A 23,358-nucleotide genomic window follows, 5' to 3' on the forward strand; every position below is an offset into this window, starting at 1 on the left:
TTCAAATGACGAAATAAGCAACGATGACACAGCCTGATGACAATTCGGCAACCCCGATAACAGGCCGTTAGCCAAAAGTATAGAGTGAAAGCTGAAACGAGGCGGCACTGCGTTGACAGTTAGCGCCTATCGCAAGAAAAGAGATCATAATCACAGTCGAACAGGCTACAATCGGACAACGCGTCATTTTTATTCTCAAGCCTAAGAGTGTTGCTATGAAAAATATCAATCCTAGTCAAACCGCTGCTTGGCAAGCCCTGCAGCAACATTATGCACAGATGAAAGACGTACGGATCGCTGACTTGTTCGCCCAGGACAGCGATCGTTTCTCCAGGTTCTCCGCGACCTTCAACGACCAAATGTTGGTGGACTATTCCAAGAACCGTATCACGCAGGAAACCCTGGAGAAGCTGCAGGCGCTGGCGAAAGAAACCGATCTGCAAGGCGCCATCAAATCGATGTTCGCCGGTGAGAAAATCAACCGCACCGAAGATCGCGCGGTGCTGCACATTGCCCTGCGCAACCGCAGCAACAGCCCGATCCTGGTCGACGGCAAAGACGTGATGCCGGAAGTGAACGCGGTGCTGGCCAAGATCAAACAGTTCTGCGCGCGCGTCATCGGCGGCGAGTGGAAAGGCTACACCGGCAAACCGATCACCGACGTGGTGAACATCGGCATCGGCGGTTCGGATCTCGGCCCTTACATGGTGACCGAAGCGCTGCGCCCGTATAAAAACCACCTGAACATGCACTTCGTCTCCAACGTCGACGGCACCCATATCGCCGAAACGCTGCAGCCGCTGAACCCGGAAACCACGCTGTTCCTGGTGGCCTCCAAAACCTTCACCACTCAGGAAACCATGACCAACGCCCACAGCGCGCGCGACTGGTTCCTGAGCAGCGCCGCCGATCAACAACACGTGGCCAAGCACTTCGCCGCGCTGTCCACCAACGGTAAAGCGGTGGCCGAGTTCGGCATCGATACCGACAACATGTTCGAGTTCTGGGACTGGGTAGGGGGCCGTTACTCCCTGTGGTCGGCGATCGGCCTGTCGATCGCGCTGTCCATCGGTTATGACAACTTCGAGCAGCTGCTGAGCGGCGCGCACGCCATGGACAAGCACTTCGCCGAAACGCCGGCGGAGAAGAACCTGCCGGTGCTGCTGGCGCTGATCGGTATCTGGTACAACAACTTCTTCGGCGCCGAAACCGAAGCCATTCTGCCGTACGATCAGTACATGCACCGTTTTGCCGCTTACTTCCAGCAGGGCAACATGGAATCCAACGGCAAGTACGTCGATCGCAACGGCAATCCGGTGGATTATCAGACCGGCCCTATCATCTGGGGCGAGCCGGGCACCAACGGCCAGCATGCGTTCTACCAGCTGATCCACCAGGGCACCAAGCTGGTGCCTTGCGACTTCATCGCGCCGGCCATCAGCCATAATCCGCTGGGCGATCATCACGCCAAACTGCTGTCCAACTTCTTCGCTCAGACCGAAGCGCTGGCGTTCGGCAAGTCGCTGGACGTGGTGGAGGCCGAGTTCGCGGCGCAGGGTAAAACCCCTGAGCAGGTCAAGCACGTGGCGCCGTTCAAAGTGTTTGAAGGCAACCGCCCGACCAACTCGATCCTGCTGCGCGAAATCACCCCGTTCAGCCTGGGCAGCCTGATCGCGCTGTACGAGCACAAGATCTTCACCCAGGGCGCGATCCTGAACATCTTCACCTTCGATCAGTGGGGCGTAGAGCTGGGCAAACAGCTGGCTAACCGCATCCTGCCGGAGCTGGCGGGCAGCGAGAAAATCAGCAGCCACGACAGCTCGACCAATGCGCTGATCAACCGCTTCAAGGAATGGCGCTAAGCGCCTGAGCTGAAGCCAATAAAAAACCCGCCGCGGCGGGTTTTTTTACGTCTGCAAAAAATTACAGGTTGATCGGCACTTCGAAGCTGACGCCGGCGCCCACGTCGTCGGCGGTGCTGTGATCGTTGTCGGTGTACCACAGGCTGGTATCGAACTTAACCTGTGACGGGAAGGTGTAACCCCAGCCGACCTGAATGCCCTTCAGCGTATCGGATTTCGGGAAGGCCTGGTTGATGCTTTGGCTCAGCGGGTTCACCTTGGCGTAAACCACGCGGGTGCTCCAACGCTGGCTGTCGTCCAGCACCAGCTCTATGCGGCCGGACAACATCTGGCCGTCGCCGCCCATCGCATGGCCCAGCGGGTAACCTTGCTGGTAGTAGCCGCCTTTATAGGTATAGTGTGTGTACACATAGTTTTTGCGGCTCATATCCGAACGGGTGTCTGACCCTTCGATATACCAGTTGATGGTCGTCGGGCCCCATTCCGGGTGGCCTTCCAGTCCGAGCAGATAGGTGTTTTGCGATGGCAGATAGCCTGCCTCATCTTCACCCACCAATTGACCATACAGGCTGACTGGCAGGCCGATCAGCGGCTGCATTTTCAGTTTGAAGTCGAAACCGGCGAGCTGGTTGCCTGGATCGTTGCCTTTACCTGAATCATCGTTATCTTTACCGGTAAAGCCGTCCCAGAACGAACTCCACGACTGCGGTCGGCCTTCACCACCCCACATCATGATGCGTGAAGCGCCCAGCTCCAGGAAGTCGGTCGGCATCATGGTCAGGCGGCCACCGATCAGCTTGGTGTCCGGCACGGCAGCGTACTGCGACAGCTGGCCGGCGGACAACTGGTATTGCCAGCGGCCGATCCACGACAGCCACGGGGTTTCAAACGGCGATTGGTCGGCGCGCTGCAGCATAAAGCCAGCCACCGGGCGCGCGGCGTCGGAACGGATCAGGCTGCCGTCGTAGCCAGGGCCCCACCACTGGGAAACCTCGCCGAAGGAGAGCCATTGGTTCCAGATTTTCACCGCGCCGTAGGAGCCGTTCATGTTGAATTTGGAGCCGTCGCTGACGCGCTGATCGCCTTCCACCGAGCCCTGCAGACGCACGTCCCAGAACTCGCCGTTGGCGCCGGCGCCGATGGTCAGGCGATCGTCGGCGTATTCGTTTTGGCCGAAGCCCTGCGGGGTGCCGGGTTTATCGGTCGAGGCGTAACCGCTGACGCGAATGTTGGCTTTCAGGGCATCGACGCGGCGTTGTACGCGGTCGATAACGTTTTTCTCGGTGTTGGTCACCGGCTTGGCCTGCGCGATAACGGAGCTGATCTCTTCCTGGCTCAGCGGCCAGGTGGACAGGCTGACGTTGATGACGCCGCGGTCAGACAGCCAGGCGAGATCGTTACGCAGATCGTTGTCAGGGGCTACCAGGCCGGCGGCGTGGCCGGACAATGCACAGGTAAACAGGCCCGCAGCGACCAGTCCGTTAAGTTTAGCGCGCATAAAGAATTCCCTTGTTAATTCGAGGTTATTGGTTTTATGTAAAGATCTCTGTGTCCCATGATAGTTGACATTTCGATTTGCTACAAATCTATAGGTCAGAAACATCTTATTATAACGTGATGAATTAAATGGGGTTTAAAGTGCTTTCGCGAGGGGCGGAATTTTTAGGACAATGCCTATATTGGCATGGTTGAATCATATACGCGGTATTCAGAGAGAGGTTTTATGGCAAAAACGTCGCGTTCGATAATGATAGCGAAGGGGCTGCAGCGGGTGCTGAACGTGGGCTTGCTGCTGCTGGCGGCCATCCTGGTGGTGTTTCTGGTCAAGGAAACCCTCCACCTGGCGAAGGTGTTATTTATCAACAGCGAAGAGTCGTCCTCTTACCTGTTGATTGAAGGCATTGTGATTTATTTCCTGTACTTTGAATTTATCGCCTTGATCGTCAAGTATTTTGAGTCGGGTTATCATTTCCCGCTGCGCTATTTTATTTACATTGGCATTACCGCGATTATTCGTTTGATTATCGTGGACCACAAAAACCCCATCGATACCCTGATCTACGCCGCGGCGATATTGGTGCTGGTGGTGACGCTTTATCTGGCCAACACCGATCGGCTGAAACGGGAGTAGCGATAAAAATGGCGGCCCAAGGCCGCCGAAGACACAGGATATCATTACCCGTCGTCTTTCAAGCTACAGCGTTGTTGACTGCACTCGCTGTAACTTGAAATCCATAGGGTAAAAGATAAGGAAAGACATCAAACGCACTGCAGTGGCACAAATTACCCCTTCACGCCGCCGGCCGTCAGGCCGCCCACCAGCCAGCGCTGCGCCAGCAGGAACACGGCGGTGATCGGTATCGCCGACAGCACCGCGGCGGCGGCGAAGTCGCCCCACAGGTAGTTCTGCGGGTTGAGATATTGCTGCATTCCCACCGCCAGCGTGTAGCTGTTCACATCGCGCAGCAGCAGCGATGCCACCGGCACTTCGGTGATGGCGGCGATAAACGACAGAATGAACACCACCGCCAGAATCGGCACCGACAGCGGCAGCAACACCAGACGGAACGCCTGCCACGGCGTGGCGCCGTCCAGCGCCGCCGCCTCTTCCAGCGAGTTGTCGATGGTTTCGAAATAGCCCTTGATGGTCCAGACGTGCAGCGCGATGCCGCCCATGTAGGCGAAGATCACGCCGCCGTGGGTATTCAGGCCGATAAACGGAATGTACTGGCCCAGGCGATCGAACAGGGCGTACAGCGCCACCAGCGACAGCACCGCCGGGAACATCTGGAAGATCAGCATGCTTTTCAGCAACGTGCTCTTGCCGCGAAAGCGCATGCGGGCAAAGGCGTAGGCGCAGGTGGTAGACAGCGTCACGATGCCGATGGCGGTGATCGCCGCGATCTTGATGGAGTTCCACAGCCACAGCAGCACCGGGAACGGCGGCGGCGTCACGCTGCCGTCGGCGTGGGTGACGCTAAAGCCGAGCGCCAGCCGCCAGTGATCCCAGGAGAGGGTTTCCGGTATCAGGCTGCCGGTGGCGAAGTTGCCGGAGCGCAGCGAGATGGCGACCACCATCAGCAGCGGGAACATGATCAGGGCGATAAAGCACAGCATCAAAATATGGGTGATCCACAGGCGCAGGCGCTGGGATTTGGGTTGAACCATGGCCATCGTCATTCTCCCTAATCGAAGTTCATCTTGCTGGCTTTCAAATTCAGGATCGCCAGCGCGCCCACCAACAGGAAGATCAGCGTGGCGATGGCGGCCGCCAGCCCGAAGTCTTGCCCGCCGCCGCCTTCGAAGGCGATGCGGTAGGTGTAGCTGACCAGCAGATCGGTATAGCCGGCCGGCGTCGTGGTGCCGATCATGTCCGGGCCGCCGTTGGTCAGCAGCTGGATCAGCACGAAGTTGTTAAAGTTGAAGGCGAAGCTGGCGATCATCAGCGGCGTCAGCGGCTTGATCAGCAGCGGTAAGGTGATGCGGAAGAAGTTTTGCCACGGGTTGGCGCCGTCCATCGCCGAGGCCTCGTACAGATCGTCCGGGATCGCCTTCAGCAGCCCCATGCACAGGATCATCATGTACGGGTAGCCGAGCCAGGTGTTGACGATCAGGATCATGCTCTTGGCGGTGAGCGGATCGCTGAACCAGGCCGGTTTGATGCCGAACAGATGGCTGAGCATCATGTTGATCTCGCCGAAGCTCTGGTTGAACAAACCTTTGAAGATCAGGATCGAGATGAATGACGGCACCGCATAGGGCAGGATCAGCAGCACACGGTAGATCGCCTTGCCTTTCAGCGCCTCCCACTGCACCACGCAGGCCAACACCATGCCGACCGCCACGGTGAGGATCACCGTCATCACCGAGAACACGATGGTCCAGATGAAGATCGACACGAACGGCTTTTTGATGCCCTCGTCTTGTAGCACCCGCAGGAAGTTTTTCCAGCCGGTGGTGACGGTATAGCCCGGGCTCAGGGTTTCCTGCGCCCAGCCGCCGTCGGCGTTGATCGCCTGATAGAAGCCGGTGTCGCCGTTCGGCCGGTAGCGCACCTGGGTCTGGTTATTGGTCAGCGTGCTGCCGTCTTGGTCCAGCGCATACAGCGGGCGGGTGCCGGAGAACTGGCGCAGGGAGCTCATGCGCAATTCACCGCCGTCGGGCAGTTGCGCCACCAGCTGGCTCAGCGCCTGCCGGTTCTGGGTGATCACCCGCAGCGTGGCGCGCTCGCCCTGCGGCGCGGCGCTCTGCGCCGTCAGTTTCAGGGTTTGCGGCGCGGCGGCGTCGAGGCGGAAAGGCTCGGAGATCAGCGGTGCTTCGCCGTCCGGCGGCGTCAGCTGCAGGCGCCACTGCTGGTTTTCCGCCGGGTAGAGGCCGAAGGTAAAGGTTTTGCCGCTCTGGAACTGGCGCTGCATCAGCACCGATTGCGCGCGCTCGAAGGTCAGCTGGTTGGTGCTGCTGTAGTTGGTGAAGGCGATGGCGATGGTGCAAATCAGCGGGAACAGGACGAACAGCCCCATGCCGGCGACGCCGGGATACACATAGCGCCAGGCGTAGGCGCGGCGGTTGGCGAAGACGTAAAGCCCGGCGCTGACCAGGATCAGCGTCAGGATAGCGAACAGGTATTCACCCTGTGCATACATCAACACAATCAGGTAGCAGGTCACCAGGCTGAACAGGCCGACCACCAGCCATTTCAGCGCGTCGCTTTGCCACCACTTCGATTTTTTACGCGCAGGCGTCCCGGCGTGAGCGAATTGCATAGGGCGTTCCTTTCTGTGAAGCAACGGCGGGGCACCGTGGCACCCCGCACGACGTCGTTACTTGGTGATGCGGGTCTGCACGTCGTCCAGTGCGGCTTTCACCGTCTGACGGCCGCTGACGGCGTTGATCACCGCGCTGCGTTCGGCGTACCAGAAGGCGCTCATCTGCGGGATGTTCGGCATGATTTCCCCGTTTTGCGAGTTCTGCATGGTGGCGGCGATCTTCGGATCTTTGGCCAGCGTTTCCTGGTAGGACTTCAGTGCCACCGCGCCCAGCGGCTTGTCTTTGTTGACGTCCGCCAGCCCTTCGTTGGTCAGCAGGTAGTTCTCGAGGAACTCGGTCGCCAGCTCTTTATTCGGGCTGGCGGCGTTGATGCCGGCGGTCAGCACGCCGACGAACGGCTTGGACGGTTTGCCTTTGAAGGTCGGCAGCAGCGTCACGCCGTAGTTGATTTTGCTCTGCTCGATGTTGTTCCAGGCCCACGGCCCGTTGATGGTCATCGCGGTCTGGCCTTTGTTGAACGCGGCTTCGGCGATCGAGTAATCGGTATCGGCGTTGATGTGCTTGTTTTTCACCAGATCGACGATGAACTGCAGACCGGCCTGCGAACCGGCGTTGGCGACGCCGACATCCTTGATGTTGTATTTACCGTTTTCATACTTGAAGGCATAACCGCCGTCGGCGGCGATGATAGGCCAGGTGAAGTAGGGTTCCTGCAGGTTCCACATGATGGCGCTCTTGCCGTTGGCGCGCAGCTGCTTGTCCAGCGCCGGGATCTCTTCCCAGGTCTTCGGCGGCTGTTTGACCAGGTCTTTGTTGTAAATCAGCGACAGCGCCTCGACGGCGATCGGGTAGCCAATCAGCTTGCCGTCATAACGCACGGCGTCCCAGGTGAACGGAAACAGCTTGTCCTGGAAGGCTTTGGACGGGTGGATTTCGGCCAGCAGGCCGGACTGCGCATAGCCGCCGAAGCGGTCGTGGGCCCAGAAAATGATGTCAGGGCCGTCGCCGGTGGCGGCCACCTGCGGGTATTTTTCTTCCAGCTTGTCCGGGTGTTCGACGGTAACCTTGATGCCGGTGTCTTTTTCGAATTTCTTGCCGACTTCGGCCAGGCCGTTATAGCCCTTGTCGCCATTGATCCAGATAACCAGTTTGCCTTCCTCGATCTTGGCGAAGGCGGAAGAAGAGAGCACCAGGGTGGCCAGTGCCGAGAGCGCCAGCGTGCGGGCGAGGGTAATGCTGCGAGTCATAATCCAGTCCTTCTTTTTGTGGGCACATAAATCAAGGAGTGACGTTTCGCGGTAATAGTGGGTCACAACGCGACATATTCTCATCCTCCCCCCCTCTACGCCCCTGAGATGAGGAGTGTGATCCAGTTAACGTTGCGCTCTATTCTGTGGCGTCAGGCACAAAATAGGGGGGCGATTTTTGCCAGACGGATCACAGATTTGCCTTAAGCGCGGAACTTCTCATCGCCGCGGTCGTTCTCTCATCCTCCCGCCTCCTCCCCCATGAAAAATCCTGTTACGGATGATTACCCTTTCCGGCGACTCCCGCACTATCGGCCCATTGATTTTTAACGCCACGCGCAGCAGGGATACCGGATTTATGTCGTCAATGCCTATCGCCACTCAGCCCACCCTGTACCGGATCCATCCGGCCAGTTTCCGTGACGGAAACGGGGACGGCGTGGGCGACGCGCACGGCATGCTGGCGGCGCTGCCGTACCTGAAAGCGCTGTCGATCGACGGCCTGTTGCTGCCGCAGACGCTGGCGCCGGAGGCCGAGGCGACGGTGACGGCCGAAGGGCTGACGCTGTGGTATGGCGATGAAGCCAACCGCGTTCGCAATGCCGTTGCGCCACAGCGGTTCGTCCACGGCGCGCTGGCGCTGGACGTGATGCCGTTCAGCGCGGAGAAGCTGGTGGCGGTGCTGCACGCCCGCCGCGCCACGTTGGCGGACAGCCTGTGGAGCACCGGCGACGCCGATCAGCCAAGAGTGGTCAGCCGCTGGGGGCAGGGCGACCTGCGTTCCGCCGCCGCCTTTTTGACGCTGTTGGCGATGTTGCCGGCGCCGATCTGCCTGTACCAGGGCGAGGAGCTGGGGCTGCCGCATGCCGCCGGGCTGCAGGATCCGCGCGGCGCGCAAACGCCGATGCCGTGGCATGAAGCCCCCGAACAGGTCACCGCCGGCGAAATCAGCTGGTATCAACAGGTGGCGATCGAACACCGCGCATTGGCCATCAGCCGCCAACAGCACGACAGCCACTCCACCTTACGTTACTGCCAGGCGCTGTTGGCCCTGCGCCGTTCGCCGCTCATCCAGCGCGGCGAATTGAACGCGATCAGCCAGCGGGACGGCGTGGTGCGCTTACTTATTACCCATCAGGATCAATGCCTTGAAGCGCTGATAAACCTGCAGCCTTATACTCAGGCGGCCGCGCCGTCTGAAGCGACCTTGCCGTTGGCATGGCAGCACGGCGCGCAGCAAGAGGGTCATCAATGGGTTTTGGCGGGCTTTGCCTCCGCCATTTTCACACGACATGTTAACTGCGAAAGCAGGGGAGTAACGCATGGCTAGCGTGACACTGCGCAGCGTTTATAAGGCCTTCGGTGAGGCCGTGATTTCCAAAGACGTCAATCTGACCATCGAAGACGGCGAGTTTGTGGTGTTTGTCGGGCCGTCGGGCTGCGGTAAATCGACGCTGCTGCGCATGATCGCCGGGCTGGAGGACATCACCTCCGGCGACCTGCTGATCGGCGAGAAACGCATGAATGAGGTGCCGCCTTCCGAGCGCGGCATCGGCATGGTGTTCCAGTCCTACGCGCTGTATCCGCACCTGTCGGTGGCGGACAACATGTCGTTCGGCCTGAAGCTGGCCGGCGCCAGGAAAGCGGAAATCAATCAACGGGTGAATCAGGTTTCCGAGGTGCTGCAGCTGGCGCACCTGCTCGATCGGCGGCCGAAGGCGCTGTCCGGCGGGCAGCGTCAGCGCGTGGCGATCGGCCGCACGCTGGTGGCCGAGCCGGACGTGTTCCTGCTCGACGAACCGCTGTCCAACCTCGACGCCGCGCTGCGGGTGCAGATGCGCATCGAGATTTCCCGTCTGCACAAGCGCCTGCAGCGCACCATGATTTACGTCACCCACGATCAGGTCGAAGCGATGACGCTGGCCGACAAGATCGTGGTGCTCGACGCCGGTCGCGTGGCGCAGGTCGGCAAGCCGCTGGAGCTGTATCACTACCCGGCCAACCGCTTCGTCGCCGGGTTTATCGGCTCGCCGAAGATGAACTTCCTGCCGGTCAAGGTGACCGCGGCGCAGCCGCAACAGGTGCAGGTCGAACTGCCCAACCGCCAGCTGGTCTGGCTGCCGGTGGAAGGCGAGGGCGTTCAGCCCGGCGCCAACCTGTCACTGGGCATTCGCCCTGAACATCTGCTGCCCGGCGAAGCCTCAGAAGTGCGGCTTACCGGCGACGTACAGGTGGTGGAGCAGCTCGGCAACGAGACGCAAATCCACATCCAAATCCCGGCCATCCGTCAAAACCTGGTGTACCGCCAGAATGACGTGGTGCTGGTAGAAGAAGGTGCCACATTCGCCATCGGCCTGCCGCCTCATCGTTGCCACCTGTTCCGTGAAGACGGTACGGCATGTAAACGGCTGCACCAGGAGCCGGGCGTTTAAAGCATCAAAGTCGGTATAACAGGAGAATAATGATGACTACTCTGCGCAAACTTCCTCTGGCACTGGCTGTCGCCGCCGGTGTTCTCTCTACCCAGGCGCTGGCCGTGGATTTTCACGGTTACGCCCGTTCCGGCATCGGCTGGACCGGAAGCGGCGGTGAGCAACAGTGCTTCAAGGCCACCGGCGCCGCGAGCAAATACCGTCTCGGCAACGAATGCGAAACCTACGCCGAACTGAAACTGGGGCAGGAAGTGTGGAAAGAAGGCGACAAGAGCTTCTATTTCGACACCAACCTGGCCTATTCGGTCTCGCAACGTTCCGACTGGGAAGACGTGACCCCGGGCTTCCGCGAAGTCAACGTGCAGGGTAAAAACCTGATCGACTGGTTGCCGGGCTCCACGCTGTGGGCCGGTAAGCGCTTCTATCAGCGTCATGACGTTCACATGATCGACTTCTACTACTGGGATATCTCCGGCCCGGGCGCCGGTCTGGAAAACATCGATCTGGGCTTCGGCAAGCTGTCCGCCGCCGTGACCCGCAACTCCGAATCCGGCGGCTCTTACGGCTACCTGGATAACGAATGGAAACAGCGCCCAACCGTCAACGACACCTTCGACCTGCGTCTGGCCGGCCTGGAGCTGAACCCGGGCGGCACCCTGGAACTGGGCGTGGACTACGGCCGCGCCAATGCGCAGGATAACTATCGCCTGGCCGACGGCGCCAGCAAAGACGGCTGGATGTTCACCGCGGAACACACGCAGAGCATCCTGAACGGTTACAACAAGTTCGTGCTGCAGTACGCCACCGACTCGATGACCTCGCAGAACAACGGCCGCAACGAAGGCGCCACCATCGATAACAACGGCAAGATGATCCGCGTGCTGGATCACGGCGCCATCGACTTCAACGATCAATGGGCGCTGATGTACGTCGCCATGTTCCAGGACATCGACCGCGACAACAACAACGGCACCACCTGGTACACCGTGGGCGTGCGCCCGATGTACAAATGGACGCCGATCATGAGCACCCTGCTGGAAGCCGGCTATGACAACGTGAAATCCCAGCGCACCGGCGATCGCAACGGCCAGTATAAAGTGACCCTGGCGCAGCAGTGGCAGGCGGGCAACAGCATCTGGTCGCGTCCGGCCATCCGCCTGTTCGCCACCTACGCCAAGTGGGATGAGAAGTGGGGCTACGCCACCGGTGACGACACCGGGTATAACACCGGCACCGCTTACAACGACACCAGCATGCATACCTTCAGCCGCGGCAAGGATGACGAAGTCACCTTCGGCGCCCAGATGGAAATTTGGTGGTAACGACGACAGGGCGGGGAGGGCCATCGGCTCTCCCCCAACCGCATTCGCCGCGGCCAGATCTCTTGCCTGATCAGCCGCGGCGCTGAAAGAGGATATAACGATGAAAAAGAATCTGCTGTCACTCTGCCTGTCGCTGGCGCTGACCGTCGGCGCGCCTTTGGCGGCCAACGCCGACACGCCGGCCAACGTTTCCGTCGCGCCGGCCATCAGCGCCGCCACGCTGCAAAGCCTGCCGTGGCAGCCGCTGCAGCCGCCGGTGTCGCAAGAGGTGAAGCTCGACGCCGTCAGCCCGCAGCTCAATCAGGGCGAAATTCAGGGGGCGATCGCCGCCTATACGCTGCCGGCCGATCGCGGTTCGCTGGAAGTGACGCTGAGCAGCCTCGCCAAAAACAATTCGCTGTACGCGCCGAGCGTGCTGGTGCTGGATGAGCATCTGCGCCCGGCGGCGTATTACTCGAGCAGCTATTTCCCGTATCAGCCGCCGGGGGCGATGTCCTCCGATCGCCTCGAAGGCACGCTGAAACTGACGCCGGCGCTCGGTCAAAAACAGATTTACCTGCTGGTGTACACCACCCGCCAGGACTTGGCGAAAACCACGCAGCTGACCAACCCGGCCAAGGCCTACGCGCAGGGCGTGGGCAACGCGGTGCCGGATATCCCGGATCCGATCGCCGGCCACGCGACGACCGGCACGCTGAAGCTTAAGGTGACCGCGGAACAGGGCACCGGCAACGTGATGATCGGCATGCTGCAGCCTGCGCCGACCGTGGCGCCGGTGGTGGTGGGCTCGACCGCACCGGCCGCCGTGGCGGCGCCTGCGCCGGAGAAACCGGCGGAGCCGATGCTCAACGATACCGAAAGCTACTTCAATAGCGGCATCAAGCAGGCGGTGAAGGCGGGCGATATCGACAAGGCGCTGAAGCTGATGAATGAGGCCGAGAAACTGGGCTCGAGCACCGCGCGTAAAACGTTTATCAGCAGCGTTAAAGGCAAGGGGTAACACCCGGCGCTGCCGATGCTGGCTCGATGATTGGTGCGCTTTGGCGCACCTTTTTTCATCCGCGGGCCAGCGTTGCGCCGATCAACGCCAGCAGACGGGCGTTGTCCACCTGTTGCATGACGCGCACCGGCTTGCCCTGCGGCGCCGGCATGCCGACCGTCAGGCGCAGGCTGTCCGGCCGCCAGCGGCGTGAGCTGCCGCGCGTCAACGCCCCTTCCAGCGCCACATCCACATGAAACATCTCGGTGGTGACCAGCTGCGGCGCCAGCAGCCAGGCGATCACCAGCGCATCATGGATCCAGCAGCCCGGCAGGTGCCGCGTATGGCGCGAATAGTCGATCCACGGCTGCGTCGTGGCGCGCAAATAGCGGCACAGCGGGGTATCCGGCTGGGTCAACGCGGCCAGATCCGCCTGGGTCAGCATGGTCTGAGTGGTGACATCCAGCGGCGCCAGCGTGATAGCGGCGCCGCTGTTCAACACCAGCCGCGCCGCTTCCGGATCCAGGCCGAAATTGGTGTCCTTGATATATCCCTCAACGTTGAACACGCCGCCCATGATCACGATCTCTTTCACCGCCTGCGCCATCTGCGGGTAAAGCTGCATGGCGTGCGCAACGTTGGTCAACGGGCCGATCGCCGCCAGCGTGATCTCGCCGGGATGCCGGCAGATCAGTTCGCCGATGGCGATGGCGGCGTCCGGCGCGGGCGCGTTGGCCAGCGAGGGCGCGGGCAGGTCACGCCACAGCGCCGCCAGCTTAGGATCGGCGATCGGGCGATCCAGATGTGCGCGCCACGGCTCCGGCGGCTCGCTCAGGGCGCGCGCCGCGCCGAGGGCGACCGGCACCTGATAACCGCTCTGTGCCAGCAGGTCGGTAGCGACGGCGAAGCCCACTTCGCGCGGGGTGTTGCCGGCCACGATGCTGATCAACTCCAGCTGCAGCTGCGGTTTGGCTGCCAGCGCCAGGGCTAGCGCCAGGCCGTCGTCGACGTTGGCGCCGGGAACGCCGTTGCCGGGATCGCAATCAATGATTAAACGCATATAAGGTGTCCTGAAAAACCGCTAACAGCCGCACGAACGGCGGATGCGCAGTTGAAAAGCGAATTCATGCAGCTCGGCGGGCGCGGCGCCGGCGGCCAGCATGGCGATGGCCCGCTTGGCCATGGCGTCGATCGGCTGCTCGACCGCGCTGAGCGGCGGCACGCTGAATTCGGATTGTTGCGTGCCGTTAAAACAGATCAGCGCCAGATCGTCCGGCGCGCGCAGCCCATGCTCCGCCAGCGCCGACAGGCAGCCGAGCGCCTGCTGCTCGTTGGAGGTGAAAACGGCGCGCGGGCGCGGGCCTTGCACCAGGCGCTGGGTGGCCTGGTAACCGCCCTGGCGGGTGTAGGGCGCTTCGAAAATCCACGCGTCGCGTGGCGCGATGCCCGCCTCCAGCAGCGCATCGCGCCAGCCGTTCAGGCGATCCTGCGCGTTGAGCATGGTCAGCGGACCGATAAAAATGCCGATGTCGCGATAGCCGTGCTGCAGCAGATGGCGGGTCGCCTGGCAGGCGGCGTCGCGTTCGTCGACGCGAATGGCGCAGACGCCGGCCTGGCTGTCGATGGTGTCTATCATCACGCAGGGGGTGCCGGAAGCGCGGATCAGATCGAACCACGGGTGGCGATCGACGCTGGTGTACAGCAGGCCATCGACCTGGCGGCGCAGCAGGTTGTTGATAAGCTCATACTCGCGCTGACGATCGTCGCCGGCGTCGCCCAGCAGCAGCACGCGGCCGCGGCTGAAGGCTTCCTGCTGCAGCGCCCGCGCCAGAGTGGCGAAGAACGGGTTGGAAATATCCGGCACCACCAGCCCGTAGGTTTGCGTGCTGCCGGAGGCCAGCGCCCGCGCGATGTCGTTCGGCCGGTAGCCGGTCTGCTCGATCGCCGCCAGCACGCGCAGCCGGGTGGCTTCCGCCACCGGGCGCGGGCCGTTGTTGATCACATAGCTGACCACGGCGACGGAGGTGCCCGCTACGCGGGCCACGTCGGCGCGGGTAACGCGTCGCGCGGAGTGATTATCCAAATTAAGATCCTGTTCGCCTTCTCGCTACGCGGCATCCTGCGGCAGGTTGAGATCGCGGCCGCGGGTTTCGGGAGCAAAGAAGGTGGTGATTAAGCCGATGCCCGCCATTACAACAAAATAGGCGGCGACAGGCCACCAGTGACCGAAGCCGGAGAGCAGCGCGGTGGCGATCAGCGGCGCGGTACCGCCGGAGAGGATCGAGCCGAGCTCCTTGGCGAACGCCATCTTGGAGTAGCGGTTCTTCACGCCGAACAGTTCGACGCCGTAGGCCGCCTGCACGCCGAAGATCCCCAGCGATGCGATGCACATGCCGACCACGATCACCGAGATGACGATCGCCGGTTCACGGCTGTCGAGCAGCCAGAACGCCGGGAAGGCGTACAGCACCAGCAGCAGGCAGAACCAGCGGTAGGTGACGCGGCGGCCGAAGCGATCGGACAGCCAGCCGGCCAGCGGGATCACCAGAAAACCGCACAGCGAGGCGATCAGCACCGCCAGCGCCGGCACCGATTTATCGACCATCAGCACCTTGGCGACGTAGCCGACGATAAAGCCCTGGCACAGATAGGAGGGGCCGTTTTCGCCGATGCGCAGGCCGAGCATCACCCAGAACGCTTTGGTGCGCTGCAGGTAGCTGCGTGAGTCCGGCGCGGCCTGAGCGGCGTCCAGCATGCGCTGGTGGTTTTGTTGCAGCTCGCGCTCGAACACCGGCGTTTCGCGCACGTGACGGCGCAGGTACAGCGCCACCCCGGCGATCAGAATGCTGGCGAGGAACGGAATGCGCCAGCCCCAGCTCATCAGATCTTCCTTGTCGAGTTGCAGCACCAGCAGCCATACCAGCGACGCCAGCAGGGTGCCGCTGTTGGAGCCGATGGCGATGATCGAGGCCACCAGCCCGCGCCGCTTGGCCGGCGCGTATTCCGCCAGCATCACCGCGCCGCCGGACAGCTCCGCGCCGGCGCCGAATCCCTGCGCGAAGCGCAGGATCACCAGGCAGGTGGGCGCCCAGACGCCGATTTGCGCATAGGAGGGGATCAGGCCGATCAGCGTGGTGGAAATGCCCATCAGCGCCACGGTTGTGATCAGCACCACGCGGCGGCCTTTGCGATCGCCGATCCAGCCGAACACCAGCGCGCCGATCGGCCGCGCGACGAAACCGACGGAGTAGGTGGCGAAGCTGGCCAGCAGGGCGACCAGCGGCGTGGCCTCGGGGAAGAACACATCGCCGAACACCATGCCGGCCGCCAGGCCGTACAGCGCGAAGTCGACGTATTCCATGGCGGTGCCGAGCCAGCAGGAGAAGGTGGCGCGCCAAAATTGGCTGCGCCCCTCTTTGGTTGCCAGGCGTTCATCGGCCGCCAGCGCGGCGTCGGCGGTCTGTGGAGTGGCAAGCGTTGTTTCGCTCATGACGGTGCTATCCTCTTTTGTTCTGCGCCTGGAGGGGCGCGGTTAAAGATGGTTTCCCTGGTGCCGGCAACAAAGGTGTGCCGACAAATGATGTCGGACGCATGGCGATTCAACGCTGCGGTGTCAGAGTATCTACGCGAGTAGATAAAACAACGCGACAAAGATGAAACTTTGCAGGCGATCACAGAATCGTCATCGTGCCGGGGAACGAAGATAGAGAATACGGATGGCAAAAAGATGACAGAACCCCGGTTTTTCCGGCCGATAGGCCTGCCGTTTTCGCCACGAATCAGCCTGCCGCTTTCGCATTTCTGCGCTACAATGGGGGCCTGTTAACAGTTTGTATCGTCTGGCGCGCCGTACCGGCTGCGGTTCAGGCGAGGAGTAAAGCAATGTCTGGCATCAGGGATTCCATCCTGCCGCCGCTGGAGTGGTTGTCCGAACAGGATCCTCCGGCGCCCGCCGCCGTCAGCGACTGGCTGATGGAGTTAGGCTCCATGACCCGCCGATTTGAACGCCATTGCGCCCAGGTGCGCGTCGAACCGCAGCGCGAATGCTTCGTCACGCGCGAGGCGCTGGGCGACGAGGCGAAGCACCTGCCCGACAGCCCGCGCTACTGGCTGCGCGAAGTGGTGCTGCTGGGCGACGACCAGCCCTGGCTGCTGGGGCGCACGGTGATCCCGGAAAATACGCTGACCGGCCCCGACCAGGCGCTGGTGGATCTGGGCACGCTGCCGCTGGGGCGCTACCTGTTCAGCAGCGGCGAGCTGACCCGCGACTATATTCATATCGGCCGGCAGGACGCGCTGTGGGCGCGCCGTTCACGGCTGCGGCTGGCGGGCAAACCGCTGCTGCTGACCGAACTGTTTTTACCGGCTTCGCCGCTGTATTCAGCGGTTCCTGCATAAGAGAGGAGAGCAAGACCTTGGAGGGAAGCGTGACTCAAAGTAAATGGCGGGCTTACAGCCATTTGATGCGCATTGATAAACCGATCGGCACGCTTTTGCTGCTGTGGCCGACGCTGTGGGCGCTGTGGCTGGCCGGGAAAGGCGTGCCGCCGCTGTCGATTTTGCTGGTGTTCGTGCTCGGCGTGTTCCTGATGCGCGCCGCCGGCTGCGTGGTGAATGATTACGCCGATCGCGCGGTGGACGGCTACGTGAAACGCACCGCCGGGCGGCCGATGCCGAGCGGCCGGGTGAGCGCGAAAGAGGCCAAGGTGCTGTTCGTGGTGCTGGTGCTGATTTCGTTCTGCCTGGTGTTGACGCTGAATGCGATGACCATTTGGCTGTCGCTGGCGGCGCTGGCGCTGGCCTGGGCGTACCCGTTTATGAAGCGGGTGACCAACCTGCCGCAGTTCGTGCTGGGCGCCGCGTTCGGCTGGGGCATTCCGATGGGCTATGCGGCGGTCAGCGAATCGCTGCCGCTCAGCTGCTGGCTGCTGCTGCTGGCCAACATCTGCTGGACGGTGGCCTACGATACGCTGTATGCGATGGTCGACCGCGACGATGACCTGAAGATCGGCATCAAATCCACCGCTATCCTGTTCGGCCGTTATGACAAGCTGATCGTCGGGCTGTTGCAGTTCGCGACGCTGCTGCTGCTGGTGTGGGTCGGTTATCTGGCGCAGCTCGGCGGGGCGTTTTACTGGTCACTGCTGCTGGCGGGCGCGCTGTTCATTCACCAGCAGAAACAGATCGCCGGCCGCGAGCGCGAGGCCTGCTTCAAGGCCTTCCTGCAGAACAACTATGTGGGGCTGGTGGTGTTCATCGGCATCGCGCTGAGCTATCTGCCGACGTAACGCTTCCCTTCCGCAAGAAAAAAGGCACCCCGAGGGTGCCTTTTGTGTTTCCGCGCCGGGCGAAATCACTCGTCTTTCTCTTCTTCCGCATCGGATTGAGGCAGGGCGTTGGTCTCTTCCGGCATGTTGACGCTTTCGATGGTCAGCTTGATCTCCGGCGTGATCAGATCGCTCAGCATGTTGTACACCTCGAGGGTGTGCTCGCGGATCGCATCGCCGCTGTCGTTGATATAGCCTTCTTCGCGCAGCGTTGCCACCAGGGTGGAGAACACCGCCTTGTCGAAGAATTCCGGCGCGTTGATGCCGTGCAGCACCGACAGACGCTGCGCCATGATGCGGCTCTCTTTCTCCAGCGCGCCGCGGTTGATGCTCGGGTTGGCGCTGAGGATCGACATGGTGATGGCGTAGCGTTGCAGGGTTTCGCGCACCCCGGCGGCCAGCAGCTGCAGCGGGCGAATGCGCGCCGGGTTCAGCACCAGCTCGTCGCCTTTGTCGCAGATCAGCTGTTGACGGATCAGCTCGTCGATCACCGGCCGCAGCACCTCCGGCAGCTGTTCCTTGTCGTTATGCAGGAACAGCTCGGCTTTCAGCATCGGATAGATCATGCCGATTTGGCGCAGCAGCTCGGCGCGCGATACCCGGCGGTGATGCATCACGATGCTGGCGATCAGCGACGGCAGCACCAGCAGGTGGTGGATGTTGTTGCGGTAATAGGTCATCAGCACCGCCTGCTCGCGCGGCAGGATGATGATGTCGCCGATGCTGTCCTTCTCCACCTCGAACTTGTTCATGTTCAGTGCGTGATCCAGCAGCTCGTCCGGCGTTTGCGTCGGCACGGTGACGTCACGCGCGTAAGGCGCGTTGCGCATCAGCTGCAGGTAGCACTCGAGCTGTTCGATCAGCTGTTCGCGGGTCAGCGAACGCTGACGCGAGGCCAGCAGCGCGGTGGAACACAGGTTCATGGCGTTGGCCGCGGCGGCGTTGTTGATGCGCACCATGATCTGGCCGGCCAGATCGTTGACCGTCGGCGTCAGCCAGCTTGGGCGCTGGGCTTCGATCGGATCGATCGACTCGCGCCACTGCGGCACGTTCTGGTTGAGGTAAGCCGTCAACGGCAGCGGTTCGCCGAAGTTGACGTAACCCTGGCCCAGGTTGCGCAGCTTGCGCAGGCCGCGCAGCATCTGCGGCAGGCTCTCTTTTTCCTTGGTGGCGCCGCGCAGCTCTTTGGCATAGGTACCCACTTCCATCACGTGCTCGTAACCGATGTAAATCGGCACCAGCGTGATCGGACGGGTGCCGCCGCGCAGCATCGCCTGGATGGTCATCGACAGGGTGCCGGTCTTCGGCTCCAGCAGGCGCCCGGTGCGGGAACGGCCGCCTTCCACGAAGTATTCCACCGAGTAACCGCGGGTGAACAGCTCGCCGAGGTATTCGCGGAACACCGTCGAGTACAGCTTGTTGCCCTTGAAGGTGCGGCGGATGAAGAACGCGCCCAGGCGACGGAAGATCGGGCCGGCCGGCCAGAAGTTGAGGTTGATGCCGGCGGCGATGTGCGGCGGCACCAGGCCCTGGTGATACAGCACGTAGGACAGCAGCAGATAGTCCATGTGGCTGCGGTGGCAGGGCACGTAGACGATCTCGTGGCCGTCCTGCGCCAGCTGGCGCACGCGCTCGGCGTTGGTGACGTTGATGCCCTGATACAGCCGGTTCCAGGTCCAGCTCAGCACGCGGTCGGACAGGCGCACGGTTTCGTAGGAGAAATCGGCGGCGATCTCTTCCATCAGCGCGATGGCGTTTTGCTGGGCCTTCTCATGCGAGATCTTCTTGCTGCGCGCTTCGTCCTCGACCGCTTTTTCGATCGCTTTGGACGCCAACAGCTTGTTGAACAGATCCTGACGGGCCGGCAGGCTCGGGCCCACGGCGGCCAGGCGCTGACGCGAGAAGTGCATGCGCGCCACGCGCGCCAGTTTTTGCGCGATGGTTTTATCCGTTCCGTGTTCGGTGGCCATGCGGCGCAGCGAAACGGTGTTGGAGAAACGCACGAAGCTGTCGCGGCCGAGCCACAGCACGGCGAAGAATTTCTGCACGCCGTTCAACAGACGCAGGTGCGGCGTACCGTGGCCTTCGCGGCCCGGCGAGCGGCCGAACATCACCGAAACCGGCAGCATCTGAATGTCGAGATCCGGATTGCTGCGATGCAGATCCAGATAGTCGTGGAACAGCTTTACCGACTCTTCTTTCGGGGTGTAATAGCGGAACACGCGCGGGCCGTCGTGAATGAACACGTAGCTCGGCAGCACGGTGCCGTCGATCTCCAGCGAGTTGAGCGGATCGGGCAGATCCTGCGCCAGGCACTGGGTGCGCAGCGTCAGCAAATCCGCCTTGGAATTGTAAGGTAAAACATACAAAATCGGCCGTGAGGGATCCAACCCTAGCTCGGTAACCGGATCTGAAGGGATGACCTTACTTCTTACCAACAATTTAAGTGGTAAATTCAATATTTTATAATAAATTTTACGCCAACCTGACATAACAACGTGAAGCCTCTTGTTAGCAATGCGCCGCAAGCATACCAGAAACCGGGTAGCAGATCTGTGGTGTTCGAAAACCGAGAGCCGTCAGCGCGGACTGTTCTAGACTCTTTTTATTATGACCGACCTCTGAGAAAGGCACGAAAACATGGCAAACCAAGCAACCGGCCTGACCCGCATCATCAAGGCCGCCGGCTATTCCTATAAAGGGCTTTCCGCCGCCTGGCAACACGAAGCGGCGTTCCGCCAGGAACTGGTGGTCACCCTCCTGGCTATCATACTGGCTGTCTGGCTGGATGTGGGTGCGATAGCGCGCATTTTATTGATCGGATCGGTAGCGCTGGTGATGATCGTCGAGATCCTGAACAGCGCGATCGAGGCGGTGGTGGATCGCATCGGCAGCGAACATCACGAGCTGTCCGGCCGAGCCAAGGACATGGGATCGGCGGCGGTGTCGCTGGCGATCGTGCTGGCGCTGTTCGTTTGGGGCACGGTCTTATGGCAGCACTTCGGCTGACGAAAAGCGCCTACTGACTGATTTTTATTTAATCTTCGGTTCCCAATCCGCGCTTACCTGTATATACTCACAGCAAGACTGTATAAACAAACAGGGGGCGGAATGAAAGCACTAACTACCAGACAGCAAGAGGTCTACGACCTGATTCGCGAGCACATTTCGCAAACGGGCATGCCGCCAACGCGTGCCGAGATCGCGATGCGTCTGGGGTTCCGTTCGCCTAACGCCGCCGAAGAACACCTGAAGGCGCTGGCACGCAAAGGCGTGATCGAAATCGTCTCCGGTGCTTCGCGCGGTATCCGCCTGCTGATGGAAGAAGAAGAGGGGCTGCCGCTGATCGGCCGCGTCGCCGCCGGCGAGCCGCTGCTGGCGCAGCAGCACATCGAAGGGCACTACCAGGTGGATCCTTCCCTGTTTAAACCGAGCGCCGATTTCCTGCTGCGGGTGAACGGCATGTCGATGCGCGACATCGGCATTCTGGATGGCGATCTGCTGGCGGTACACAAAACGCAAGACGTGCGCAATGGCCAGGTCGTGGTGGCGCGCATCGAAGACGAAGTGACGGTCAAGCGCCTGAAAAAGCACGGCAACGTGGTTGAACTGCTGCCAGAGAACAACGAATTCCAACCGATCGTGGTCGATCTGCGTCAGCAGAATTTCACTATCGAAGGGCTGGCGGTCGGCGTGATCCGCAACGGCGACTGGATTTAATCGTCGCACCCTCAGTGCCGCCTCCTGTATCAATCGCCCCTGTTCTGGGGCGTTTTTGTTTCTGACCTTGCCATTCGCCACCGCTACGGGAACGTCTCATCATGCGCTTGATTTCCGCCTTTACCAGCGACACCGATAAAGCTCTGTGGCGCCTGGCCTTGCCGATGATTTTCTCCAATATTACCGTGCCGCTGCTCGGGCTGGTGGACACTGCGGTGATCGGCCACCTCGACAGCCCGATCTATCTGGGGGGCGTGGCGATCGGCGCGGTGGCGACCAGCTTCCTGTTCATGCTGCTGTTGTTCCTGCGCATGAGCACCACCGGCCTGGCGGCGCAGGCGCTGGGGGCACAGAACCCGCAGGCGCTGGCGCGCGCCTTTATGCAACCGCTGCTGTTGGCGCTGCTGGCCGGAGCGGCGATCGTCCTGCTGCGTTATCCGCTGATCGAACTGGCGCTGCGGATCGTCGGTGGCGATGGCGAAGTGCTGGAACAGGCGCGGCGTTTTCTTGAGATCCGCTGGCTCAGCGCCCCGGCGGCGCTGGCCAATCTGGTGCTGCTGGGCTGGCTGCTCGGCGTGCAGTACGTGCGGGCGCCGGTGATCCTGCTGATCGTCGGCAACCTGCTGAATATCGTACTGGATATCTGGCTGGTGATGGGCCTGGGCTGGAACGTGCGAGGGGCGGCGGCGGCCACCGCCATCGCCGAATACGCCACGCTGTTGCTCGGCCTGTGGCTGGCGTGGCGGGTGATGCGCCTGCGCGGTATTACCCTGCCGATGCTGCGCCAGGCCTGGCGCGGCGATCTGCGTCGCCTGCTGGCGCTCAACCGCGACATCATGCTGCGTTCACTGTTGCTGCAACTGTGCTTTGCGTCGCTGACCATTTTCGGCGCTCGCCTGGGGAGCGAGGTGGTGGCGGTCAATGCGGTATTGATGAATCTGCTGACGTTCACCGCCTATGCGCTCGACGGCTTCGCTTATGCGGTGGAGGCTCATTCGGGCCACGCCTACGGCGCCCGGGACGATAGCCAACTGCGTAAGGTGTGGCACGCGGCCTGCAGGCAGGCGGGGCTGGTCGCGTTGGCCTTCGGCCTGGCGTATGCCGTTACCGGCCAGCAGATCGTGGCGGCGTTGACCTCCTTGCCGGAGCTGCGTGCGTTGGCTGCCCATTATTTACCGTGGCAGGTCATTCTGCCGCTGGTCGGGGTGTGGTGCTATTTGCTGGACGGCATGTTTATCGGCGCCACGCGCGGCGCCGAGATGCGTAACAGCATGGCGGTGGCTGCGGCAGGGTATGGTCTGACGCTGTTCAGCGTGCCGCTGCTTGGCAACCACGGGCTTTGGCTGGCGCTGGCGGTGTTTCTGACGTTGCGCGGCGTGGCGTTGGGCTGGATTTGGCACCGCCACCAGGTGCGCGGCAGCTGGTTTACCGCACATTAACCCGGGCATTCTGTTGGGGTAATGGTTAGTTTTTCTTATGTTTTCTGTCATGTTTGCTTACATGTTTTCAGCCTGGTCCCGTTCGCGTTAGTTCGTTGTTTGCTGGCGTTTTTTGTTTTTATTTTGTCAGTTAATGGTTTTTTGTTCTGTATTTTGGCTTTTTTATTTCCATGTTTAACTAGAATGAATCATGTGGCCGGTACATGAAGGGGAACGGTGCTCCTTAAGGTGAAGGGAGCATCAGCCAGAAAAATTTCTGGTTA

19 protein-coding genes are annotated in these 23,358 nt (G+C 61.4%); 11 read left to right on the forward strand and 8 right to left on the reverse strand.

The genetic code is table 11. The features are described 5' to 3' along the window. Positions 1 to 215: 215 nt before the first annotated feature. Positions 216 to 1,862 (forward strand): glucose-6-phosphate isomerase, encoded by a 1,647-nt coding sequence (pgi, locus tag REA38_RS19665; RefSeq protein WP_033636219.1) that lies wholly within the window; start codon positions 216 to 218, stop codon positions 1,860 to 1,862. 61 nt (positions 1,863 to 1,923) lie between these two features. On the opposite strand, the gene REA38_RS19670 is transcribed toward pgi, so the two are convergent. Then, positions 1,924 to 3,360, reverse strand: coding sequence for a capsule assembly Wzi family protein (locus REA38_RS19670; RefSeq protein ID WP_308886487.1), 1,437 nt, complete (start codon positions 3,358 to 3,360; stop codon positions 1,924 to 1,926). 225 nt (positions 3,361 to 3,585) lie between these two features. Between REA38_RS19670 and psiE the strand changes: the two genes are divergently transcribed. Further along, on the forward strand, positions 3,586 to 3,993 hold the full coding sequence (gene psiE / locus REA38_RS19675; RefSeq protein WP_033636217.1) for a phosphate-starvation-inducible protein PsiE: 408 nt from the start codon (positions 3,586 to 3,588) through the stop codon (positions 3,991 to 3,993). A gap of 152 nt (positions 3,994 to 4,145) precedes the next feature. On the opposite strand, the gene malG is transcribed toward psiE, so the two are convergent. The 3 genes from malG to malE are packed head-to-tail and all read right to left on the reverse strand — an operon-like array spanning position 4,146 to position 7,876. After that, positions 4,146 to 5,036 carry a maltose ABC transporter permease MalG gene (gene malG / locus REA38_RS19680; protein ID WP_004936696.1) on the reverse strand — a complete coding sequence of 297 codons (891 nt, stop codon included), beginning with the start codon at positions 5,034 to 5,036 and terminating at the stop codon, positions 4,146 to 4,148. Positions 5,037 to 5,047: 11 nt separating this feature from the next. Next, on the reverse strand, positions 5,048 to 6,625 hold the full coding sequence (gene malF, locus REA38_RS19685; RefSeq protein WP_041036905.1) for a maltose ABC transporter permease MalF: 1,578 nt from the start codon (positions 6,623 to 6,625) through the stop codon (positions 5,048 to 5,050). Positions 6,626 to 6,682: 57 nt separating this feature from the next. Then, positions 6,683 to 7,876: a maltose/maltodextrin ABC transporter substrate-binding protein MalE gene (gene malE, locus REA38_RS19690; protein WP_033636215.1), complete on the reverse strand. Its 1,194-nt coding sequence runs from the start codon at positions 7,874 to 7,876 to the stop codon at positions 6,683 to 6,685. A gap of 358 nt (positions 7,877 to 8,234) precedes the next feature. Here malE and REA38_RS19695 point away from each other — a divergent pair, with 358 nt between their 5' ends. The 4 genes from REA38_RS19695 to malM all read left to right on the forward strand — a co-directional run bounded on the left by REA38_RS19695 (position 8,235) and on the right by malM (position 12,630). Further along, positions 8,235 to 9,206, forward strand: a complete 972-nt coding sequence (locus tag REA38_RS19695; RefSeq protein ID WP_033638605.1) for an alpha-amylase family glycosyl hydrolase — start codon at positions 8,235 to 8,237, stop codon at positions 9,204 to 9,206. Then, entirely contained in the window at positions 9,199 to 10,308 is a 1,110-nt protein-coding gene (gene malK / locus REA38_RS19700; protein WP_033636214.1) for a maltose/maltodextrin ABC transporter ATP-binding protein MalK, read from the forward strand. Before REA38_RS19695 ends, malK begins: the two co-directional genes overlap by 8 nt. A 32-nt stretch (positions 10,309 to 10,340) precedes the next feature. Beyond that, complete coding sequence (locus tag REA38_RS19705; protein WP_033649704.1) at positions 10,341 to 11,630, forward strand: maltoporin; 1,290 nt, start codon at positions 10,341 to 10,343, stop codon at positions 11,628 to 11,630. Positions 11,631 to 11,730: 100 nt separating this feature from the next. Then, positions 11,731 to 12,630 carry a maltose operon protein MalM gene (gene malM, locus REA38_RS19710; RefSeq protein ID WP_308886488.1) on the forward strand — a complete coding sequence of 300 codons (900 nt, stop codon included), beginning with the start codon at positions 11,731 to 11,733 and terminating at the stop codon, positions 12,628 to 12,630. A gap of 55 nt (positions 12,631 to 12,685) precedes the next feature. Here malM and REA38_RS19715 read toward each other — a convergent pair whose 3' ends face one another. Genes REA38_RS19715 through REA38_RS19725 form a run of 3 tightly spaced genes read right to left on the reverse strand, consistent with a single transcriptional unit; the run spans position 12,686 to position 16,099 of the window. After that, on the reverse strand, positions 12,686 to 13,669 hold the full coding sequence (locus REA38_RS19715; protein ID WP_197846537.1) for a nucleoside hydrolase: 984 nt from the start codon (positions 13,667 to 13,669) through the stop codon (positions 12,686 to 12,688). 21 nt (positions 13,670 to 13,690) lie between these two features. Continuing rightward, positions 13,691 to 14,692, reverse strand: a complete 1,002-nt coding sequence (locus REA38_RS19720) for a LacI family DNA-binding transcriptional regulator (RefSeq protein ID WP_033649706.1) — start codon at positions 14,690 to 14,692, stop codon at positions 13,691 to 13,693. Positions 14,693 to 14,716: 24 nt separating this feature from the next. Continuing rightward, on the reverse strand, positions 14,717 to 16,099 hold the full coding sequence (locus REA38_RS19725; RefSeq protein ID WP_033654718.1) for an MFS transporter: 1,383 nt from the start codon (positions 16,097 to 16,099) through the stop codon (positions 14,717 to 14,719). Between the two features lie 392 nt (positions 16,100 to 16,491). Between REA38_RS19725 and ubiC the strand changes: the two genes are divergently transcribed. Together ubiC and ubiA are read left to right on the forward strand one after the other, a co-directional pair. Then, positions 16,492 to 17,007 (forward strand): chorismate lyase, encoded by a 516-nt coding sequence (gene ubiC / locus REA38_RS19730; protein WP_033636208.1) that lies wholly within the window; start codon positions 16,492 to 16,494, stop codon positions 17,005 to 17,007. Positions 17,008 to 17,024: 17 nt separating this feature from the next. Continuing rightward, the gene (gene ubiA, locus REA38_RS19735; protein ID WP_033636207.1) at positions 17,025 to 17,897 is read left to right on the forward strand and encodes a 4-hydroxybenzoate octaprenyltransferase; all 873 of its coding nucleotides are present in this window, start codon (positions 17,025 to 17,027) and stop codon (positions 17,895 to 17,897) included. Positions 17,898 to 17,962: 65 nt separating this feature from the next. Here the strand turns inward: ubiA and plsB are convergent, their stop codons facing one another. Further along, positions 17,963 to 20,428, reverse strand: a complete 2,466-nt coding sequence (gene plsB / locus REA38_RS19740; protein WP_033649708.1) for a glycerol-3-phosphate 1-O-acyltransferase PlsB — start codon at positions 20,426 to 20,428, stop codon at positions 17,963 to 17,965. A 148-nt stretch (positions 20,429 to 20,576) separates the two neighbouring features. On the opposite strand from plsB, the gene REA38_RS19745 reads away from it, so the two are divergent. From REA38_RS19745 to dinF, 3 genes are all read left to right on the forward strand, one after another. Next, on the forward strand, positions 20,577 to 20,945 hold the full coding sequence (locus REA38_RS19745) for a diacylglycerol kinase (protein ID WP_015379225.1): 369 nt from the start codon (positions 20,577 to 20,579) through the stop codon (positions 20,943 to 20,945). A 102-nt stretch (positions 20,946 to 21,047) separates the two neighbouring features. Next, positions 21,048 to 21,656 carry a transcriptional repressor LexA gene (gene lexA, locus REA38_RS19750; RefSeq protein ID WP_004936736.1) on the forward strand — a complete coding sequence of 203 codons (609 nt, stop codon included), beginning with the start codon at positions 21,048 to 21,050 and terminating at the stop codon, positions 21,654 to 21,656. Between the two features lie 101 nt (positions 21,657 to 21,757). After that, complete coding sequence (dinF, locus tag REA38_RS19755; RefSeq protein ID WP_033636205.1) at positions 21,758 to 23,095, forward strand: MATE family efflux transporter DinF; 1,338 nt, start codon at positions 21,758 to 21,760, stop codon at positions 23,093 to 23,095. The last annotated feature ends 263 nt before the right edge of the window (positions 23,096 to 23,358 follow it).

The organism is Serratia sp. MF1(2023), from assembly GCF_030954545.1.
Taxonomy (GTDB): domain Bacteria; phylum Pseudomonadota; class Gammaproteobacteria; order Enterobacterales; family Enterobacteriaceae; genus Serratia; species Serratia sarumanii.